Origin of the sequence: Microbacterium sp. MMO-35, from assembly GCF_037147555.1 — a bacterium.
Classification (GTDB): domain Bacteria; phylum Actinomycetota; class Actinomycetes; order Actinomycetales; family Microbacteriaceae; genus Microbacterium.
This window is the reverse complement of record NZ_JBBCVH010000005.1, coordinates 94981-113084: the sequence shown is the minus strand read 5'-3', so window position 1 is coordinate 113084 and position 18104 is coordinate 94981. Positions and strand designations below refer to the sequence as shown.

21 protein-coding genes are annotated in these 18104 nt (G+C 71.1%); 17 read left to right on the top strand and 4 right to left on the bottom strand.

The genetic code is table 11. From position 1 onward, the window contains the following. Positions 1 to 30: 30 nt before the first annotated feature. From WFJ01_RS12140 to WFJ01_RS12130, 3 genes are all read right to left on the bottom strand, one after another. Positions 31 to 501, bottom strand: a complete 471-nt coding sequence (locus WFJ01_RS12140) for a PKD domain-containing protein (protein ID WP_292888189.1) — start codon at positions 499 to 501, stop codon at positions 31 to 33. 356 nt (positions 502 to 857) lie between these two features. Next, entirely contained in the window at positions 858 to 1427 is a 570-nt protein-coding gene (locus tag WFJ01_RS12135; protein ID WP_336629157.1) for a hypothetical protein, read from the bottom strand. Positions 1428 to 1674: 247 nt separating this feature from the next. After that, complete coding sequence (locus WFJ01_RS12130) at positions 1675 to 2259, bottom strand: TetR/AcrR family transcriptional regulator (RefSeq protein ID WP_336629156.1); 585 nt, start codon at positions 2257 to 2259, stop codon at positions 1675 to 1677. A 103-nt stretch (positions 2260 to 2362) separates the two neighbouring features. Here WFJ01_RS12130 and WFJ01_RS12125 point away from each other — a divergent pair, with 103 nt between their 5' ends. Beyond that, positions 2363 to 3358, top strand: coding sequence for an SDR family NAD(P)-dependent oxidoreductase (locus WFJ01_RS12125; RefSeq protein ID WP_336629155.1), 996 nt, complete (start codon positions 2363 to 2365; stop codon positions 3356 to 3358). Positions 3359 to 3561: 203 nt separating this feature from the next. On the opposite strand, the gene WFJ01_RS12120 is transcribed toward WFJ01_RS12125, so the two are convergent. Next, positions 3562 to 5163, bottom strand: a complete 1602-nt coding sequence (locus WFJ01_RS12120; RefSeq protein ID WP_336629154.1) for an APC family permease — start codon at positions 5161 to 5163, stop codon at positions 3562 to 3564. Between the two features lie 356 nt (positions 5164 to 5519). Between WFJ01_RS12120 and purL the strand changes: the two genes are divergently transcribed. The 16 genes from purL (at position 5520) to WFJ01_RS12040 (ending at position 18032) form a co-directional block, all read left to right on the top strand. Continuing rightward, the gene (purL, locus tag WFJ01_RS12115; protein ID WP_295033576.1) at positions 5520 to 7847 is read left to right on the top strand and encodes a phosphoribosylformylglycinamidine synthase subunit PurL; all 2328 of its coding nucleotides are present in this window, start codon (positions 5520 to 5522) and stop codon (positions 7845 to 7847) included. A gap of 18 nt (positions 7848 to 7865) precedes the next feature. Further along, complete coding sequence (locus WFJ01_RS12110) at positions 7866 to 8012, top strand: hypothetical protein (protein WP_251448067.1); 147 nt, start codon at positions 7866 to 7868, stop codon at positions 8010 to 8012. 314 nt (positions 8013 to 8326) lie between these two features. Further along, positions 8327 to 9346 (top strand): LacI family DNA-binding transcriptional regulator, encoded by a 1020-nt coding sequence (locus WFJ01_RS12105; protein WP_336629153.1) that lies wholly within the window; start codon positions 8327 to 8329, stop codon positions 9344 to 9346. Between the two features lie 139 nt (positions 9347 to 9485). Next, positions 9486 to 10859 carry an APC family permease gene (locus WFJ01_RS12100; RefSeq protein WP_295033581.1) on the top strand — a complete coding sequence of 458 codons (1374 nt, stop codon included), beginning with the start codon at positions 9486 to 9488 and terminating at the stop codon, positions 10857 to 10859. Positions 10860 to 10861: 2 nt separating this feature from the next. Continuing rightward, a complete protein-coding gene (locus WFJ01_RS12095; protein WP_336629152.1) occupies positions 10862 to 12463 on the top strand; it encodes an amidohydrolase in 1602 nt (533 codons plus the stop codon). A 31-nt stretch (positions 12464 to 12494) separates the two neighbouring features. Beyond that, the gene (locus tag WFJ01_RS12090) at positions 12495 to 12845 is read left to right on the top strand and encodes a TraR/DksA family transcriptional regulator (RefSeq protein ID WP_336629151.1); all 351 of its coding nucleotides are present in this window, start codon (positions 12495 to 12497) and stop codon (positions 12843 to 12845) included. A gap of 144 nt (positions 12846 to 12989) precedes the next feature. Next, on the top strand, positions 12990 to 13436 hold the full coding sequence (locus WFJ01_RS12085; protein ID WP_251448057.1) for an Asp23/Gls24 family envelope stress response protein: 447 nt from the start codon (positions 12990 to 12992) through the stop codon (positions 13434 to 13436). After that, the gene (locus WFJ01_RS12080) at positions 13433 to 13624 is read left to right on the top strand and encodes a hypothetical protein (RefSeq protein ID WP_336629150.1); all 192 of its coding nucleotides are present in this window, start codon (positions 13433 to 13435) and stop codon (positions 13622 to 13624) included. The genes WFJ01_RS12085 and WFJ01_RS12080 overlap by 4 nt, the downstream gene beginning before the upstream one ends. Continuing rightward, positions 13621 to 13965: a hypothetical protein gene (locus WFJ01_RS12075; protein WP_336629149.1), complete on the top strand. Its 345-nt coding sequence runs from the start codon at positions 13621 to 13623 to the stop codon at positions 13963 to 13965. Before WFJ01_RS12080 ends, WFJ01_RS12075 begins: the two co-directional genes overlap by 4 nt. Then, complete coding sequence (locus tag WFJ01_RS12070) at positions 13962 to 14531, top strand: hypothetical protein (protein ID WP_336629148.1); 570 nt, start codon at positions 13962 to 13964, stop codon at positions 14529 to 14531. The genes WFJ01_RS12075 and WFJ01_RS12070 overlap by 4 nt, the downstream gene beginning before the upstream one ends. Next, the gene (locus WFJ01_RS12065) at positions 14528 to 15139 is read left to right on the top strand and encodes a hypothetical protein (protein ID WP_336629147.1); all 612 of its coding nucleotides are present in this window, start codon (positions 14528 to 14530) and stop codon (positions 15137 to 15139) included. The genes WFJ01_RS12070 and WFJ01_RS12065 overlap by 4 nt, the downstream gene beginning before the upstream one ends. 82 nt (positions 15140 to 15221) lie before the next feature. After that, positions 15222 to 15461, top strand: a complete 240-nt coding sequence (locus WFJ01_RS12060) for a CsbD family protein (protein ID WP_336629146.1) — start codon at positions 15222 to 15224, stop codon at positions 15459 to 15461. Between the two features lie 204 nt (positions 15462 to 15665). After that, positions 15666 to 16241: an RNA polymerase sigma factor gene (locus tag WFJ01_RS12055; protein WP_292888229.1), complete on the top strand. Its 576-nt coding sequence runs from the start codon at positions 15666 to 15668 to the stop codon at positions 16239 to 16241. After that, positions 16238 to 16858 carry a hypothetical protein gene (locus WFJ01_RS12050; protein ID WP_292888232.1) on the top strand — a complete coding sequence of 207 codons (621 nt, stop codon included), beginning with the start codon at positions 16238 to 16240 and terminating at the stop codon, positions 16856 to 16858. The genes WFJ01_RS12055 and WFJ01_RS12050 overlap by 4 nt, the downstream gene beginning before the upstream one ends. Further along, a complete protein-coding gene (locus tag WFJ01_RS12045) occupies positions 16855 to 17205 on the top strand; it encodes a hypothetical protein (RefSeq protein WP_251448033.1) in 351 nt (116 codons plus the stop codon). Before WFJ01_RS12050 ends, WFJ01_RS12045 begins: the two co-directional genes overlap by 4 nt. A gap of 128 nt (positions 17206 to 17333) precedes the next feature. Continuing rightward, entirely contained in the window at positions 17334 to 18032 is a 699-nt protein-coding gene (locus tag WFJ01_RS12040; protein WP_292888235.1) for an SGNH/GDSL hydrolase family protein, read from the top strand. Positions 18033 to 18104: the final 72 nt, after the last annotated feature.

Genomic DNA, 18104 nt, shown 5'->3' with positions numbered 1-18104 from the left:
GAGTTTCCACCATCCGACCGGTGGCCGCGCTCAGCAGCCGGGGGCGCGAGGCCGCTCCATGCACGTGCCTTCGACGAGCGCGGTGTAGGCCTTGACGACGCGGATCTGCTGACTCGCTGGAGGACCCGTCAGCCTGCCGTTGATCGGGATCCAGCCGGCTCCGAGGTCGATGTCTGCGGAGTAGGTGACCGTAGCCGTCACCGTGAAGATGCCGGGCTTCCTGTAGACGTGGCTCGTGTCGGTGGGGGTGAACTGCGGTTGACCACTCGCGTCCCAGGCGGCGCCAGGTGTGGTGCTCGTGCGCCGTGCACCGTCGCCGTAATCGAACGCATAACTGACCGGCGTGAATCGGATGGTCAGCGCCCGTCCGAGGACCGAACCGGGAATCGTCTCGGTTGCGGCGCTGCTGACGAAGTTCGCAGGAAGGCCGACGACGGCGACGTTGTCCGGCTCGCCGACCACGGTCGCCGTGGCCGGGACGAAACGAGCGAGATCGGACATCGTGACACTCCCGCCGGGCGTCGCCGGAGAGGGTTGGCCGACGGGCACACCCACGGGCGTGAGCGAGCGGCAGAAGGCGCTGGGTGGCCCCGGCGTCGCCAGGCAGATCTCCTGCGGAGTCGGGGCGCCGCCTCCGGATGCTCCTGGATCGCTGGAACCGCCGTTCGGACCGTTGCCTCCTTCACCTTCGGTCTGGCTATCCGTGATGGTGATGCCGCCTTGATCGGGACAACCGATTACCAACCCAACCTGCCCGCAGCCCATTGGGTGCACACCCGCCACTGCCCCCGAGGGATCGCCGTTGCCCGCGGCGGCAATAGCGAATACGACCAATCCGATCACCACCGACCGAGTTGTCAACATTTCATGTCCAAGCTCTTCGATTCCACGATCACCAGGCCATCCCCAGAGCGCGTGAACTTGACCTCGAGAAGGCCCACTTCCTGCCGGGCACTGGGCGTCACATCAGCTCCCGATGAATCGACGACTCTCGCATCCTTCACATCGAGACAGACTCTTGCCGATACTCGCGATGTCGCGCGCTCGAAACTCGTCCCAGTGAAGGAAATGACTCGGATCGAACCCACAACAACCAGCTTCTTCGTCTCAAGTTGGCGCTGAACCGTGATTTCGTCCTCGAGAGCCGCTCCAGCAAGGTATTGCTGTGGATCTGCATCGGCCTTCCCGTCACGACGTTCATTGCTTGCGTCTGTGTAGTCCCGGTACACCTGCTCCGCCGCTGTGAACGCCTCTGCCTCGCTTGCGAAAAGCGGTGTCGGCGTGGGCTGCGGGGCGGGGTCGGGGGTACAGCCGGCCAGGCCGATCGCGGCGCTGATGAGTACCGCTGCGACGCCCGCGCGTAGCGTCCCAGCCAAAGGGCCTGCGCGTCCGGCCGAGGTTGCGAGAGCTGTGCTCCGAGGTTTCATGCCCACAAGGTAGCCGGATCCGTCGCACGACCTCGGAAGTTATCCACAGGCCGTCATTGCGGAACGGCGTCGCGTTTCGTCCCGCTTCGCTCGCTCAACGACCCCGAAGCTCACCCTCTCAAGCGCCCCCGAAACTCACCCGCTCGAACGACCCCGAAGCTCACCCGTTCGACGACCCGGGGAAAGCGATGCGTTCGACAGCCCCGGGGAAGGCGATGCGCTCAACGTCCGGGGGAAGGCGGTGCGCTCAATGTCCCGGGGTCGGCGCCGCGATTCCTCGCATCACGAGGTCGACGAGCGCATCGACGCGGTCTTCCGTGAGGGGGCGTCCGAGCAGCGCCGCGTACGACGTCGCCGCGACGAACTGGTCGGCGACGACCGCCGCGTCCACGTCCGCGCGCACCGCACCGTCCTCCTGCCCGTGCGCCACGCGGGCGACGATCCACGACACGATCGGATCCGCGAACCGGTGGTTCAAGGCCTCGCCGAGCTGCGGATCCGTGGCGGTCACCGCGATGAGCGCCCGCGCGAGCTCCACGTTCTCGGCGCGGGCGAGATGCTCCGCCGCCGTGGCGAACCATGCGCGAAGGTCGGCGCCGAGGTCGTCCGAGAACGGCAGCATCGCGTCGGCCCCCGGCAGCGCTCCCTCGAGCAGCGCCTCACCCAGGATCGCGGCCTTCGACGGCCACCACCGGTAGATCGTCTGCTTCGAGACCCCGGCCTCCGCGGCCAGGCCCTCGATGGTCACCGCGTCATAGCCGTCTGCGGCGAGCGCGCGACGCATCGCCGCCAGGACGGACTGGCGGGCGTTCTCGCTGCGGGGACGGGGCACCCTCCGAGGGTAGCGAGGTGTACGCTCAGGAATAAGTGGACGCACCGTTGCGAAACCCGATCGCACCCTGGATCCGGATCCACGGCGAACGAAGGAGACACCCATGGCCCTGACCGCGAATTCCTCCATCGGCGACTGGCTGGCCGACCCGACCGGCGGCGAGCTGATCCGCGGGCTGCTCGCACAGTCCGGTGCGAGCGCCGACTCGCTCGCCCCCGTGCTCGGCCTGCCCCTGCAGCAGCTCGTCGTGATGAGCCAGGGCGCGATGCCGCAGTCGGTCGTCGACGACCTCGTGCGCGCCGCGAACGGCGGCGAGATCCCCGAGGACACCGCCGCCACAGGCTGGACCGAGCAGGTCACCCCCGGCCGCTTCTCCGGGAAGACGGTGATCGTCACGGGTGCCGCATCGGGCATCGGCAAGGCCACGGCATCCCGCATCGCGCGCGAAGGCGGCCGCGTCGTCGCCTGCGACATCGCGGCCGAGAAGCTCGACGCCCTGGCCGCCGAGATCCCGGGCATCGTGACCGTGGCCGGCGACCTCACCCAGCAGGACGCGATCGATCGCGTCATCGCCGCGGCCGGCGACCGCATCGACGGCCTCGCCAACGTCGCGGGCATCAACGACGACTTCTCGCCCGCCGGCGAGACCCCCGACGCCGTCTGGGACCGCGTGATCGCGATCAACCTCACCGCGCCGTTCAAGCTCATGCGCGCGGTCCTGCCGCTCATGGAGGCGGCGGGACGCGGATCCATCCTCAACGTCTCGAGCGAGGCCGGCCTGCGCGGCAACGCGTCGGGCAACGCCTACACGGCCAGCAAGCACGGCATCATCGGCGTCACGAAGTCGGCGGCGTTCATGTACGGGCCCAAGGGGATCCGCGTGAACTCGGTCGCCCCCGGCGGCGTCGCGACCGGGATCCCGATGCCGCCCCACATGTCCGAGTACGGATCCGGCCGGCTCGCACCGTTCCAGCAGGCGATCCCCACGGTGGCGACGGCCGAGCACCTCGCCGCGTCGATCACGTTCCTGCTCTCGGACGACGCCGTGAACATCAACGGCGCGATCCTCGCCTCCGACGGCGGCTGGTCGGTGCAATAAGGCAGATCTGCCGGGATCAGCCCTGGCAGAGTCCGGTGTCACGATCAGCACATCGCGTGACGATCAGCACATGTTCTGGCCTGATCCCTGTGCTGATCGTCGCATCGTGTGCTGATCGCGACACCGCCCACCGCCCGCGGCGAAGCGCCGCGGCGGCTGACGAGCGCTGGACCCGCCCGAGGATCCGCGCTCGTGCGCCAGGCTCAGCTGCCGAGACCGTCGTCGAACACCTGCAGCGCCGACGTGTCGTTCGTCGCGTCGGTGCGCGCCAGGCGCTTGCCGCGGAAGAATTCGGGCGACACCTTCGCCTGCACGAACATGAGGATCACGCCGAGCCCGAGCACGGTCACGCCGATGATGCCGACCAACCCCACCCCGCCGATGTTGCTGCCGGATCCCGCCTCCGGATCCATGGCGTCGATCGTCGTCTTCACGAAGACGATGAGCAGCAGGATCCCGCCGATGCCGGGCAGCACGATCTTCATGAGGATCGACCCGAAGCCCTCGCGGAACGCCGACTTGCGGAAGTACCAGGGGCTCGCGAGCGCGGTGACGCCGTAGTAGAAGCAGACCATCATGCCGAGCGCAGTGATCGTGTCCCACAGGACGTCCTCGCTGATGAAGCGCATCACGGCGTAGAACACCGAGGCGACGATCGACGAGAGCAGCAGCGCCACGTGCGGCGACTTGTACTTCGGGTGCACCTTCTTCAGCGACGGCGGCAGCGCCCCGTAGTGCGACATCGCGAGCAGGGTGCGCGCGGGCGAGATGGCCGTCGAGTTGATCGACGCCATCGCGCTGACGAGGATCGCGAGCGAGAGCAGGATCGCCGCCGGTCCCATGACCGGGTGGGCGAGCGCGGCGAAGACGTTCTCGATGATGTCGGGGTTGCCGAGGCCGGTCGGGCCGTCGCCGAGGCCCGCGAAGGCGACCGTCGCAGTCGCGGTGCCGACGTAGAGGACCACGAGGATCGCGACGAGGATCATCGCCGCCTTGCTCTCGGTCGAGAGGCGTCCCTTCGAGGGCTTGGTCTCCTCACCCATGGTGAGCACCGTGTCCCAGCCCCAGTAGACGAAGATCGACACCGCGATGCCGGCGGCGAAGGCGCTGAAGCTCGACACCTCGAACGGGTTGAACCAGCTCAGCTCCGGAAGCTTCGCCTCCTTGTTGGCCGGGTCGGCGGCGCCCACGAACATCGCGACGACGAACCACACCATGACCGCCATCTGGAAGATCACGGTGATGTACTGGAACACCTTGGTCGAGGTCATGCCCCGGTACGAGATGAGCGTCGCGAGCGCCATGAACGCGAGGCACACGGCGATGTTGATGAACTTGTTCGCCGCGAGATCCGCGATCGACGGATCCCCGACGAGGATGCTGATCGACTGGAACAGGAACTCCACGGCGATGCCCGCGAGGTTCGAGAGCACGAGCACGGTCGCGGCGATGAGGCCCCAGCCGGCCATCCACCCGATCCACGGCCCGAACGCCCGGGTCGCCCAGGTGAACGACGTGCCGGAGTCGGGCATCGCCGAGTTCAGGGCACGGTAGCCGAGCGCCACGAGCAGCATGGGGATGAAGCCCATGAGGAAGATCGCGGGGGTCTGATACCCCACTTCGCTCGCCGCCGGTCCGACGGCGGCGGTCAGCGTGTACGCCGGCGCACAGGTCGAGATCCCGATCACGAGTGCACCGAGCACGCCGACCGTGCCGGTCGGCAGGCCCTTCTTGCTGATGCCGGTCACCGAATCGAGCGTCCGCGTCGCCGGATCCGGCGCTCCCTGGTCATACTTCACACTCATGCGAGTCCTGCTTCCTGCGCTCCGTCGCGCACCCCAAGTCGGCACGATGCACTGACGGTGCCGCCCCCCGATTCTATGCTTCGGCTGAATCCGGCGTCACGGGGTGCGGGATCCCGTCGCCTCCTTCGGGGTCACGATCTGCACAGCGCGCGACGATCTGCACAGGTTTCGACCGGATCCCGTGTGCTGATCGTCACGACCTGTACTGATCGTCACGCCCCCGCCGGAACCAGAACCCGGGCGCCCGTCGCACCCGCACGCATCGGCTCGACCGGGGCCCGAACCCCGGCGGATCCGGATCCCCCGCCGCCGGTAGACTGGACCCTGCCCCGCCTCCCCTCGCTCCAGGAGCCCGCGTGACCACCCCGAACACCCCCACCACCCACGTCCCCGACTCCGTCGCCAACGCCGCGGCGACGCCGGAGAAGGAGCAGCCGTACGCGGCGCTCGGCCTCAAGGACGACGAGTACGCGCGGATCCGGGAGATCCTGGGCCGCCGCCCCACGAGCGGCGAGCTGGCGATGTACTCCGTGATGTGGAGCGAGCACTGCTCCTACAAGTCGAGCAAGAACTACCTGCGCCGGTTCGGGCAGAAGGTCTCCGACGAGATGAAGAAGCGCCTCATGGTCGGCATGGGGCAGAACGCGGGCGTCATCGACGTCGGCGAGGGCTGGGCCGTCACGTTCAAGGCAGAGTCGCACAACCACCCCTCCTTCATCGAGCCGTTCCAGGGCGCCGCGACCGGCGTCGGCGGCATCGTGCGCGACATCATCTCGATGGGCGCCCGCCCGGTCGCCGTGATGGACGCGCTGCGCTTCGGCGCGATCGACGACCCCGACACGGCCCGCGTCGTGCACGGCGTCACCGCCGGCATCAGCTTCTACGGCAACTGCCTCGGCCTGCCGAACATCGGCGGCGAGACCGTGTTCGACGCGGTCTATCAGGCGAACCCGCTCGTGAACGCGCTCGCGGTGGGCGTGCTGCGCCACGAGGACCTCAAGCTCGCGAACGCCACCGGCGTCGGCAACAAGGTCGTGCTCTTCGGCGCCCGCACCGGCGGCGACGGCATCGGCGGGGCATCGATCCTCGCCTCCGACTCCTTCGATTCGACCGGCCCGACCAAGCGCCCGGCCGTGCAGGTCGGCGACCCGTTCGCCGAGAAGGTGCTCATCGAGTGCTGCCTCGAGCTCTACCGCGAAGAGCTCGTCGAGGCGATCCAGGACCTCGGCGCCGCGGGCATCTCCTGCGCCACCTCCGAACTGGCCGCGAACGGCAACTCCGGCATGCACGTGTCTCTCGACAACGTGCTGCTGCGCGACCCCACCCTGACCGCTGAGGAGATCCTCATGTCGGAGTCGCAGGAGCGCATGATGGCGATCGTCGCCCCGGAGAAGCTCGACGCGTTCCTCGCCGTCGTGAACAAGTGGGACGTCGAGACCTCGGTCCTCGGCGAGGTCACCGGCGACGGCCGCCTCATCATCGACTGGCAGGGCGAGCGCATCGTCGACGTGGATCCCTCCACGGTCGCCGTGGACGGCCCCGTCTACGACCGCCCCGTCGCCTACCCGAGCTGGATCGACGCGCTGCAGGCCGATGCGGCCGAGCTGCTCCCCCGCGACAACGACCCGGAGGCGCTGAAGCAGCAGTTCCTGGCGCTGCTGGAGAGCCCGAACCTCGCCGACACCCGCTGGATCACCAACCAGTACGACTATTACGTGCTCGGCAACACCGCCCTCGCCTTCCCCGACGACGCCGGCATGATCCGCGTCGACGAGGAGTCGGGCCTCGGCTTCTCGATCTCGACCGACGCGAACGGCCGCTACAGTCAGCTCGACCCCTACGCGGGTGCGCAGCTGGCGCTGGCCGAGGCCTACCGCAACGTCGCCGTCACCGGCGCCGAGCCGACCGCCATCACCGACTGCCTGAACTTCGGATCCCCGGAGAACCCCGAGGTCATGTGGCAGTTCGGCCAGACCGTCGACGGCCTCGCCGACGGCTGCTTCGAGCTCGGCACGCCGGTCACGGGCGGCAACGTCTCGTTCTACAACCAGACCGGCGACGTGCCCATCCACCCGACCCCGCTCGTCGGCGTGCTCGGCATCATCGACGACGTCTCCCGCCGGATCCCGTCCGGCTGGCAGGACGAGGGCCAGAACATCTACCTGCTTGGCACCACCTCGACCGAGCTCTCCGGATCCGCCTGGGCCGACGTCATCCACGGCCACCTCGGTGGCCTGCCGCCCAAGGTCGACCTCGCCGGCGAGAAGCGCCTGGCGGGCCTGATCGGCGCGGCGCGCGACGAGTGGCTGATCTCCTCGGCCCACGACCTGAGCGAGGGCGGCCTCGGCCAGGCCCTCGCCGAGGGCGTCATGCGCTTCGGCGTCGGCGCCCGCGTGTGGCTGACGGAGCTCATGGAGCGCGACGGCGTGGACGCGGCGACCGCGCTCTTCTCCGAGTCGGCCGGCCGCGTGATCGTGACCGTGCCGCGCGAGGACGACGTGAAGTTCCAGGGTCTGTGCGAGGGCCGGGGCTACCCGGTGCTGCGCATCGGCGTGACGGACAGCGCCCCGCAGCTCGAGGTGCAGGACGTCTTCACGATCTCCGTCGACGAGCTGCGCGCCACGGCGCAGGCGACCCTGCCGGCCGCGTTCGGTCCGACCGTCACGGAGCCGGTCGGCGCCTGACGGCCCGCGAGGACGCTCATGAACAGCACTCCCGAGGAGACCGAGGACCTCTCGATCTACAGCGCACGGCGGCAGCGCCGGATCCGCATCACGGCCTGGGTCGTGATCGTCGCCCTCATCCTGGTCGGCGGCGGATCCACCGTGCTCACGGTGCTGCTGGGCTGAGCCCGTCGGCGCCGCTCACCGGGCACCGCGCCTCGGGCGCCGCTCACCGGGCACCGCGCCTCGCGCGCCGTTCTGCAGGGAGGCTCGGCCGTTCTGCAGGGAGGCCTCGCCCTTCGACCGGGCGTCCGAGCCGGAAACAGGGGGGCCGCGGGCGGATCCGGTCCGCTCCCGGCAGACCCCACCCTGCAGAACAGCACCGGGTCCCTGCAGAACGTCCTCCCCGCGCCGGAGACGAGGGCGGCATCGCAGGCCGAGGGCCGAGGTCGCGCCGGCGCCGAGGGCCGCACCCGCCCGCACGGGGTAGGTTCGAGATCATGCGACCCGACCGAGCGGTGACCCTGCAGGACATCGCCGACCGGCTCGGCGTGTCCCGCTCGACCGCGTCGTTCGCGATCACCGGGCGCGGGCGCGTGTCGGAGGAGACGCGCCGCCGCGTGCACGAGGTCGCCCAGGAGCTCGGCTACCGGCCCAACACAGTCGCCCGTCATCTCAAGGGATCGCGGACCGGCATGCTCGCCCTGCGCCTGCCCCCGGACAGCACCACGATGTCGTACTACATGGAGGCGACCTTCGGGATCGTCGAGGAGGCGAACCGCGCCGGCATGACGGTCGTCATGCTGCCCACCGAGCAGAGCGCCGACCGCGCCGACCAGCTCGTCGCCGATGCGGTGATCCTGCTCGACCCGGATCTCAACGACCCCGGCGTGCACGCGCTGCTCGCCGGGCGCCTTCCGGTGGTCACCGGCGAGCCGACCCCGGACGGCCTCCCGGAGCCCCGCGCCTGGGTCACCAGCGAGCACGCGCCCGCGGTGCGCGCGCTCATGGACCACCTCCTCGAACGCGGCATGCGCCGGCCCGCGATGCTCTTCCCCGAGCTGCGCGGCTACTGGGCCCTCACCGTACGCGACGCCTTCGAGGACTGGTGCGCCGACCACGGCATCCGCCCCCGCATCACCGAGCTGGAGCACCCCGCCCCGCCGGAGGTCATCCACGCGGCCGTCTCCGAGCTCGTCGCGACGGACGACGAGGATCCGGTCGATGCGATCGTGACGGTCTCCGACGGCACCGTGCTCAGCGTCGTCACCAGCGCCCAGCAGCTCGGCCGGACGGTGGGCGAGGACCTGCTCGTCGCCGCCCTGGTCGACACCGAGGTGCTCTCCCTCACCAGGCCCTCCATCACCGCGATCGACCTGCACCCGCGCGAATTCGGGCGGCGCTGCACCCTCGCCGCCCTCGCCGTGCTCGACTCCGAGGGCGCCGCCGAGACCGCACCGCGGCACGACGTCGTGCCGATCACCGTGCACTACCGCGACTCCACCCGCGGGCACGCCTGACGACCCCCGAGGCATCAGCCGGACCTGATTCCCGAAGATCCTCTTGTTTTGCTTTATCGATATTGCTACTCTTCAAGCACCTTGACCCTCTGACCCTGGCGGCCGACGGCGATGTCGCGTCCGCTCTTCAGGAGCCCTCATGTCAACGTCCGACGAATCCCTGGCCTCACCGACCGAACTCACCGCGCAGGTCACGGAGGGCCGCTTCAAGCGCGTGCTCGGCGTGCCGTCGCTCGTGCTGTTCGGCCTCGTCTACATGGTGCCGCTGACGGCGTTCACGACCTACGGCATCGTCACCCAGCTCACCGGCGGGCGGGTCGCGGCGACCTACATCATCACGCTCGTCGCGATGGTGTTCACGGCGCGGTCCTACGCGCGGATGTCGGTCGCATACCCGTACTCGGGATCCGCCTACGTCTACACGCAGCAGTCGTTCGGCGGTGCCATCGGCTTCCTCGCCGGCTGGGCTCTGCTGCTCGACTACCTGTTCCTGCCGATGATCAACTACCTCATCATCGGCCTGTACATGGGCAGCAGCTTCCCGGGCGTCCCGACCTGGGTCTGGATCGTCGCGGCCATCGCCGTCGTCACCGTGCTCAACGTCGTCGGCATCGTCTCGGTCGCCCGCGCGAACTTCGTCATCATCGCCGTGCAGACCGTGTTCATCGTCGCGTTCATCGCCCTCTCCCTCGGTGCGGCGGCGGGGCACGGCGTCGACCCGCTCGTCCCGTTCACCGGAGACGGCACGGTCGCCGGCTTCCTCCCCCTGTTCCAGGGCGCGGCGATCCTGTGCCTGTCGTTCCTCGGCTTCGACTCCGTCTCGACCCTCGCGGAGGAGGCGAAGGACTCCCGCCGCACCGTTCCCCGCGCGATCATGATCGTCACGGTCGTCGCCGGCCTGCTGTTCATCCTGCTCACCTACGTCGCCCAGATCGCCTACCCGTCGAACCGGTTCACCTCCGCGGACACCGCGAGCATCGAGGTCGTCGCGTCCCTCGGCCAGCAGTGGCTGTCCACCCTGTTCATCGCGGGCTTCATCGCGGGCAGCATCGGATCCGCCCTCACCTCGCAGGCATCCGTGGCGCGGATCCTGTTCGCGATGGGACGCGACGGCGTGCTGCCCCGCGCCGTGTTCGGCCGCCTGAACAAGCGCTTCGGCACCCCGGTGATCCCGATCCTCATCGTCTCGGTCGTCTCCCTCTACGCGCTCTTCGCCGATCTGCTCACCGTGTCGAACATGATCAGCTTCGGGGCCCTCATCGCGTTCTCCTGCGTGAACCTGGCGACGATCAAGCACTACTTCATCGACCGCGGCGAGCGCCGCGGATGGCAGGCCGTGCGCAACCTGGTGCTGCCCGGCATCGGGTTCGCGCTCACGGTCTGGCTGTGGACGAACCTCTCCGGCATGACCTTCGTCGTCGGCCTCTCCTGGCTCGCGATCGGGTTCGTGCTGCTGCTCGTCGTCACCCGGTTCTTCCGCCGCCCCACCCCGACCCTCGACCTGAAGGAGTGACGGTGATCGACACGATCGTCATCGGAGCGCGGGTGCGCTCGCTCGACCCCGGGACCGCCGAAGGAGCCGACGCCGTCGCGATCGCGGACGGACGGATCGCCGCCGTCGGGCCCCGATCCGAGATCCTTGCCCTCGCCGGATCCGGGACCGAGCTCATCACCCACGCGAGCGCGACGATCGTCCCCGGCCTCGTCGACGCGCACAGCCACCCGATCTACAGCCTCGGGATCGTCCGCGGACTGGCGCTGACCGGCGTGCACACCTATGCCGAGCTCGTCGCCGCCCTCAAACGAGGTCGCGAAGAGCAGGCCGGGCAGGAGTGGTTCCTCGCCTGGGGGCTGGATCCGAGCGCGTTCGAGGGACGCCCGATCGGCAACGCCGCGCTGCACGAGGTGCTCGGCGCCGACCGCCCGGCCTACATCAAGATGTTCGACGCGCATTCCGGCATCGCCTCGGCGTCGGCCCTGGCCCGCGCGGGGATCGACGCTCCGGTGACGCATCCCGACGGATCGGGCGCGGCGGGGGATGAGCACGGCGTCCTCACCGGCCATCTGATCGAGTTCCCGACGATGGAGATCGTGGAGGGGGCGCTCCCCGCCCTGGGATTCGAGGACCGGGTCGCCCAGCTGCGCGGCCTGCTCACCGACATGGCGGCCGTGGGCATCACCGCCGCGCACGTCATGGACCTGCAGGACGACGACGGGCTCGATCTGCTCGCCGCGATCGAGGCCTCGGGCGACCTGCCGGTGCGCCTGCGGATCTCGCCCTGGGTGACGCCCGAGACGACGGATGCCGAGGTCGACGCGCTCATCGCCCTGCAGGGCCGCGGCGGCCGTCGCTACCGGATCGAGGGCGTGAAGTTCTTCATCGACGGCACGGTCGAGGGCGGCACCGCCTGGCTGGCATCCCCCGACGCCGAGGGCGAGGGGCTGGCGTCCGCCTGGGCGCCCGCCGAGGCCTACGCCGCACGGGTGCGGCAGTTCGACCATGCCGGCGTTCCGACGGCGACCCATGCGATCGGGGAGCAGGGGATCCGGTTCGTCGCGGAGACGCTCGCCGCGCTGCCGCCCGGCGGCGTCCCCCACCGCATCGAGCACATCGAGTCGGTCGAGGACGACGTCATCGCGCTCATCGGCACGAGCGGCATCGTGGCGAGCATGCAGCCCACGCACTGCACGCACCATGTGCGCGGCGACGGCTCGGACGACTGGTCGCGGCGCCTCGGTCCGGAGCGGGCCGCGCGCGCCTGGCTGACCGCCGACGTGCGCCGCAGCGGGGCCGTCCTCGCCCTGGGATCCGACTGGCCGGTCGCCGCCTTCGATCCGTGGGAGATCATGGCGGACGCGCAGGGGCGCCGCTCCGTGGCGACTCCGGGATCCGCGCCCGTGCGGGCGGATCAGGCGCTCAGCGCCGCCGAGGCCCTGGAGGGGTACACGACGCACGCGCATCGCGCCGCCGGATCCGACGGCGGCCGGCTCGTCCCGGGCGCTCCCGCGGACCTCGTCGTCGTCGACCGCGACCCGCTGACCGTCTCCCCGGAGGAGCTGCTCGAGGCGCGCGTGCTGCTCACCCTCGTCGACGGGCGGCCGACCGGCGGACACTGACCGGCGGACGCCGCGCGCCTAGGCTGACGCCATGACCGCCGACACCCGCGCCCTGCTGCAGCGGCTCCATGCCGAGGCCGTGGCGCAGGTCGGCGCGGCCGATGCCGCGCTTCAGGCGCTCCTGCACGACCGGGAGGGATCCCATGACGACGACGAGCACGACCCCGAAGGCGTGACGCTGTCGTCCGAGTGGTCCCGTCTCTCCGGCCTCGCCGACGCCGCGACGGCCAAGCTTCGACAGGTCGACGACGCGCTCGTCCGCCTGGACGCCGGCGACTACGGCGTCTGCCTGTCGTGCGGCAGGCCGATCCCCGCGGCCCGGCTCGAGGTGCGTCCCTTCGCGGAGCACTGCGTCTCGTGCGCCGAGAGGCTCGGACGCTGACCCGCCCCCGCGTCCGGATCCCGCCCGGATCCTGTCCGGATCCCGCTTTGCGGAGTTCTCCGAACTTTTTTGTGACGAATCCGTCCCGGCCACCGTCAATGAGGTGACGTCGCAGAAGGCGGCACGACCGAAGGGGAAGAGCACATGGCGAACGACATCACCACCGGCAAGCAGACCGCGCAGACCGCCACGGGACAGACCGTCGCCGGGCAGACCGGCAAGACCACGATCGAGGACGCGGTCGTCGCGAAGATCGCCGGCATCGCGGCCCGTGAGGTCCCCGGCGTGCACGCGCTCGGCGGCGGGGCCGCCCGGGTGGTGGGCGCCATCCGTGACGCGCTGAACTCCACCGATCTCGCCCAGGGCATCGGCGTGGAGGTCGGCGAGCGCCAGGTCGCCGTCGACGTCACGCTCGTCGCCGAGTACCCGGTCTCCCTGCAGGACCTGGCGTCCTCGGTCCGCACGGCTGTCTACACCGCGATGCAGGAGCTCGTGGGCCTGGAGGTCACCGAGGTCAACGTCACCGTGAACGACGTGCACATCCCGTCCGACGACGAGGACGACGAGGCTCAGGAGGCGCGAGTCCGGTGAACGCGAGCATCATCGGCGCCGCCGTGGGGGCGGTGCTGGCGCTGACCTGGGTCGCCTTCGGCTTCTGGGCCTTCCTGTTCGTCGGTCTCGCGATGTTCGCGGGCGTCGGGATCGCCCGGCTCGTCCGCGGCGACATCGACCTGCACGGACTGGTCCAGGCGCTGCGCGGGCGACGCACCTCGTCATGAGCGCGGGGGCGGCGTCCGCGCCGGCACCGGTCCAGCGCGGACGCACGATCCTCACCGCCCGTGCGCTGCACCGCCTCGGGGTGGGCATCGTCGCGGACGCGTCCGGTGCGGATCCCCGCGAGATCGCGCTGCGCTGGACCGATGCGAACGGAGGGCTGCACGCCGCCGTGACGCTGCCGCTGGCGGTGCGCGACGAGCGAGGGCGCACGCTCGAGGAGCGGGGGGCCGAGCTGCGGTCCTCCCTGGTGGGCGGCATGCGGGAACGGGCGGGGCGACGGGTGGACGGAGTGGATCTGCGATTCTCCGGCGTGCGCCGCGAGAAGACGAGGAGAGTGCGATGAACGAGCGGGAGAGGACCGTGGGCCGGCGCCTGCTGCGCCGTGAGCTCCGTGCCGCGCGTACGACCCCCGCGGTCGTCGTCGCCGTGGTGCTGCTGGCGGCCGCCGCCGCGCTGGCCGTCCTGGCCGTGTGGGCCGGGGTCGACGTGACGGCCGCATCGACGATCGGCACCGGCGCCGCGGGTGTGCGGACGGCCTGGGCCGAGCCGTCGTGGCGCGCAGCGATCGCTGCGGGGGCGGCGGTCGTGGGCCTCGTGCTCGTGGTCCTCGCCCTCGCGCCCGGGCATCGCCGCCGGCACGGACGCGTGGCGGAACGGGTGGAGCTCGTCGTCGACGACGGCCTGCTGGCCGACGCCGCGGCCCACGCCGTCGCCGAGCGCTGTGCGCTTCCGGCGTCCCAGGTGTCGGCGACCGTGACCGCGCGCCGGGTGCTCGTGCGCATCCGCCCCGTGAGCGGCGTGCCCGTCGACCGGACGGGTGCGGCCGACGCCGCGGGGCGCGCACTGGGCCGACTGGGCTTCACGGCCCGGCCGGACGTGACGGTCGCGGCAGAGGGGATCGTCGCATGATCTCCTCGACCAGGATCCTGAACCGCGCGCTGCTGCTGCTGGTCGGCCTGGCCGCGCTCGTCGGCGCCGTGCTCGCGGCCCGCCCGCTCCTGCCGGCCGCGCTCGTCACCCCGTGGTGGCAGCCCGCACTGCACCTGATGGACGACGCGGCGGAGGCCGTGGGGTCGTGGCGGATCGCCCTGCCCGGCGGATCCCTGAACGGGACGCAGATCGCGGTCGTGGGCCTCGGCCTCCTCCTCGTGGTCGCGCTGCTCGCGTTCCTCGGGACGCGTCGCCGTCGCCGCGCCCGCACGGTGCTGCGGTTCGCGGACGACGCGGGCAGCACAGCCGTCGACGAGACGATCGCGGACGCGGTGCTCACGGATCCGCTCCGCCGGCGCGCCGACGTGCTCTCCACGCGCACGCGGGCGTACCGCGTCGCGGGAGCGACGGCCCTGCGGGTCTCGGTCGTCCCGCGCTCCGGTGCGGACCTGACCGCGCTGCTGACGGAGGCGCAGAGCGCAGTGGCCGAGTGGGACGCACTGAGCGGCGCGCGGGCGCCGATCGTCGTGCACCTCGCGGACCGGGGCGGTTTCGATCGGCTCCGCTCCTCCGTCCGAGCACGATGAGCACCCGCGCACAGAGACCATCCCGCACAGAGACATCACGACGACCGGCGCCGGACGCGCCGGGTTGAGGAAAGGAACGAGCATGAGTCTGAAGGACAAGGCCGAGGCGAAGGGCCAGCAGATCGCCGGCAAGGCGGAGGAGGCCCTGGGAGAGGCCGCCGGAAACGACGAGATCGCCGATCGCGGCCGTGAGCACCAGGCGGAGGGGCGCCTGAAGGAGGCGGTCGAGGACGTCAAGGAGACGGTCGCGGACGCCGCGGAGAAGGTCAAGGACGCGGCGCAGGACGTCGCGGACAAGGCGGGCCGGTTCTTCAAGAAGTGACCGGCGTCGCCCCGGCCGGAGCCGGCGAACCGAACGAAGAACCGGGGGTCCCTCGGCTTCCTCGTCGTCGGACGGCATCGGGACGGGTGACACGTCGACGCCGTTCCCGCCTCCGCGCGGGACGGCAGGCGATCATGGGGTCCGTGCTGCGGTGCGGCCCCCATGTTCGCGACAGGAACGACCGCCTCGAAGGGAGAGTGATCCATGACCGGCCATGAGGGGAGACCGGCCCTCGACGACGCGGACGACCGCACCATCGCGGGTCGCGCCTCCGACGGGGACGTGGAGGCCTTCGCCGTGCTCGTGCGGCGCTACACCCCGCTCCTGCGCGCCTATGCGCGCCGGATCCTCAGCGGGACCGCGAGCGTGGACGACATCGTCCAGGACAGCTTCATCACGGCATGGCAGCGCCTGCCGGAGCTGGACGACCCGGGACGGGTGCGCGGCTGGCTCATGCGGATCGTCAGCAGGAAGGCGATCGACGAGGTCCGCGCCACACGACCGCACCTGGACCTGGACGGCGTGGAGGGCCTCGAGCTGCCCTCCCGCCCCGGCGACGGCCCCGCGCAGCGCACCGAGCGGCGGGCCGAGCTGACCGCGCTCGCCGACGCGCTGCAGGAGCTGCCCGACGCCCAGCGCGAGTGCTGGGTGCTGCGCGAGATCGGCGGCTGCTCGTACGACGAGATCGCCGAGCAGCTGGAACAGCCGGTGAGCACGGTGCGCGGCCTGCTCGCCCGCGCACGCAAGCACATCATCGTGCGGATGGAGGAGTGGCGATGACCCGCGACGACAGCACAGGATCGCATCCCCTCGGCTTCGAGCCCGAGGATCTCGACGGCCACACCATGGACGAGCTGGCCGACTACCTCGACGCCGGCCGCCGGCCCGCCGACCCCTCGATCGACTCCTCGCCGGGGTGCCGGATCGCCCTCGACGCGCTCGAACGGCTGCGCCGCCTCGGCCCCGCGCTCCTCGACCGGGACACCGCGGCCGAGCCGCAGGCGGACGAGAGCTGGGTCGCCTCGATCATCGGCGGCATCGCCCGGGACGCCAGGGCGGGCCGCCGCATCCCCTTCCCGGTCTCCGAGCCGGAGGACGACCTCGGCATCACGGAGGGCGCCGTGCGCGGACTCGTGCGCTCGGCCGGCGACGCGATCCCCGGCGTCCTCATCGGCCGGTGCCGCCTCGACGGCGACGTGACCGTGCCCGGATCCCCGATCCGGATCGAGGCGGAGGTCAGCGTCCCTTACGGCCGGCCCCTCGCCCCCCTGGCCGAGCGCCTGCGCGCCGAGATCGGCGATCGGCTGCGCGGTCACACCGAGCTGAACATCACCGAGGTCGACATCATCGTGCACGATGTGAGAGACCTGCCGACGGGCGGAGGCGACGAGCGATGACCGAAGACGAAGCCGCCGAGCTGGCGGCGCGCATCGAGCGCGACCTGCTCGCCGAGCCCGGGGTGGCCGTGCTGTACCCCGCGTCCGGCGGCGTCCTGCTGCGCGAGGCGGCGGCGAAGCTCGTCGGCGCCGATGACACGGGCCCCCGCGTCGTGGTCCGCACGGGCGAGCCGGTGCAGGTCGACGTCTCCCTCGGCGTCGACCGCAGCCGCCCGGCCGGCGAGACCGCCCGTGCGGCGCAGCGCATCATCCGGAGCACCGCGTCCGCCGCCGTGCGGATCCGCGTCACGGTCGCCCACGTGGATGCCTCCCCCTCTGCCGGAGCTGACACCCCTCACCCGAGGTGACGATCAGCACAGGATGTCTCGATCGGCACACGAACCGCCGGTGCCGCCTGTGCTGATCGTCGCATCGTGTGCCGATCGCAACAGCGCGGGCGGCGTCGGGCACCGTGACGGACCACCAGAATGGATCCATGACCGCCGACGCCGACGTCCTCGCCCGCGCCCTCGCCGCCGACGCCCCGCTCACCTGGGTGCTGACCGGCGACTCCATCACGCACGGGCTCGTGCACACCCAGGGCGGGCGCACCTACGCCGAGCACCTGCACGAGGTCGTGCGCGGTGAGCTCGGCCGCGTGCACGACGCACTCATCGACACGGCGATCAGCGGCTGGCGGATCGTGCAGCTGCTCGACGACTTCGACCGCCGGGTCGCGACGTGGCGCCCGCAGGTCGTGACGGTCATGATCGGCACGAACGACTGCTCCGACGAGGGCGTGTTCCCGGTCATCTCGCCCGCGGAGTTCGCCGCCTCGCTCACCGCGTTCGTACGCCGGGTGCGCACGCTCGGCGCGATCCCGGTGCTGCTGACGCCGCCCGCCGTCGACGTGCCGAACGCCCCCGAACGCGGCCGGATCGCGGAGTTCGCGCAGGCGACGCGCGACGTCGCCGCGGCCGAGGACACGATCCTCGTCGACGTGTTCGCCCGCTTCGCCGCCCTCGGCAACGGCGGCGTGCCGTGGGGGCTGATGAACGACCCGTTCCACCCCAACGCCACCGGCCACGCCGCCCTCGCCCTCGAGCTCGCCACCGTGCTCGGGCTGGATCCGGTCGACTCGCGCGTGCTGCCGAAGCTGCGCGCCGACGTCGCCGCGGGCCGGCTGAACCCCTAGGCCGCGTGCACCGTCGCGGACCGTCGACGGGAGTCGGATCTGACGAGACCGCTGAGACCCGGCGTCCGTCGA